This is a genomic window from Carboxylicivirga taeanensis (genome assembly GCF_051851475.1).
GTDB classification, from domain to species: domain Bacteria; phylum Bacteroidota; class Bacteroidia; order Bacteroidales; family Marinilabiliaceae; genus Carboxylicivirga; species Carboxylicivirga taeanensis.
In genome coordinates this window covers 1-1778 of the sequence record NZ_JBPUSJ010000066.1, presented here as the reverse complement: position 1 = coordinate 1778, position 1778 = coordinate 1, and the positions used below count along the sequence as shown (strand labels likewise).

Annotated in this window: 1 protein-coding gene; it reads left to right on the top strand. The window is 34.3% G+C overall.

Annotated features, from left to right (window positions below; all coding sequences use genetic code 11):
* The first annotated feature begins 119 nt into the window (after window positions 1-119).
* Complete coding sequence (locus tag ACSX1H_RS19220; RefSeq protein WP_439185875.1) at window positions 120-1121, top strand: hypothetical protein; 1002 nt, start codon at window positions 120-122, stop codon at window positions 1119-1121.
* The last annotated feature ends 657 nt before the right edge of the window (window positions 1122-1778 follow it).

Sequence of the window (1778 nt, the reverse complement as noted above, 5' to 3'; positions counted from 1 at the left end):
ACTTTGGGCGGTTTGTAAGTCCAACCGATTGTCAGTCCTGCCGGACGGACAATCTCGCGTAAGAAGTGCTACGCTTCATGCAGCTACCGTTAGGCTTTATTAAAAAAGAACATGACTACATGAAACAAATAGTAACATACATATTGATTTTGCTTTTTATTTCTTCATGCAATACAAAACGGAAACATGAGAAAACAAATAATTTGAGCATCACCGAAAATATAGATAATGTAGATTCGACAATTAAAACTGAACCTAAGGTCGAACAAAAAATAAAATTTACTGGGCTCTATCAATCAGAAAAAATAGAGAAAGAACTAAATGACCCACATGGATATTGGAATTATCTTAGATTCTATGAAAATAATCATGTAAGACAAATTGGTTCTGAAAATCTCCCAAAAAATGTTTTTGATTTGAGGTACCATGGCAAATATTTAATCGAAGAAGATTCACTGAAGTTTGAAATCAAATCAACGAATGGCAGTGTTTTTTATAAAGGCCAAATTTTGAAGAATGGTAACTTAAAGTTGCATTCAAAAAGTATGATTAATGGTAATGAATCAAATAGGGAATATACATTTGTGAATCTTACATTTACTGACACTGTTTATGAGGAACCAGAAGTCTATAATCCATGTGATAGTACAAAGCTTAAAACATACAAAACAAACCTGAAAGAATTAGATATTAATCAAATTAATCAGGAATCTATAGAAAAAGCAATTGATTTTGGTAATCAGTTTATTAAGGAACATTGTAAGTCAGACTCGCTTTATTGTGATTCTATCTATATTCATGAAAAGAAATTATTTGCCATTGACAGTATTAAAGTGTATTCTTTTGGTTATAGATTTTATGGAAATCAAGGATATGAAAGCAATTCAAATAGTTTCTATACAATATGGATTTATGAAGAGAATGAATTGAGGTATCAACATACTTTTGAGGAATTAATTGGAGAGATAATTGTCAATATTACTGGTATTGAGTCTGACGGAAACGGGTATGTATTATATGGTGAAGAATATCCATACTTTTCAAATGATTATGGAAGATTTAGAATGGAAATACAAAATGAAAGATGGAATATTGTTCATGAATGTAGAGAAGTACATTAGAAATAACAAAGCCTAACAAACCGCAATAGTGCATAAGGGATTCAGAGTAGTTTGGAAGTTTTGCGGCTTCGGTGAACAACGCCAAATCGTTGATTTGACTTTAAAATAAAATGAAAAAATAAAACCCAACCCAACGCTTCGGCTCCCTGCAATTTGAAAGGTTAGTAAGGTTAAATTTCCCTTACGCACCATGCGGCAGGCCGTTGTAGCTTATTTCGGGGTTTCTGTATCGACAGCAGCATTTTGGAGGTTCGCCAAAAACCAAAACGTAGTATAACTTGGCCACTTTTCTTGACTCAGTTTGTTTCATATCAGCCCAGACGTTCAAATTGCAGTGCCTTTGGAATTGATTCTCAAACGTGAACAGGAATCAATTTGATTTACAAACTGTTTACGCCGCTCTTTATCAGTATTAGTTGGTTATAAGCTGCTTTAACTGGTTTTCGCACTTTTCTTTTCGGAAGGTTGATTTTCAAACGCTGGCGTAAAACACCTTCATATTTGGTTTTTGGCTATGTGAAAAGCTGATTATTAGAGAAATTAGGAATATAAAATAACAAGCTACAACAAGCTGCAATAATGCATAGCAGTCCGGCTCGCTTTGGTTGGGCCGATTCCCGCCTCGATTGTCAGTCCTGTCGGACGGACAATCAGCAC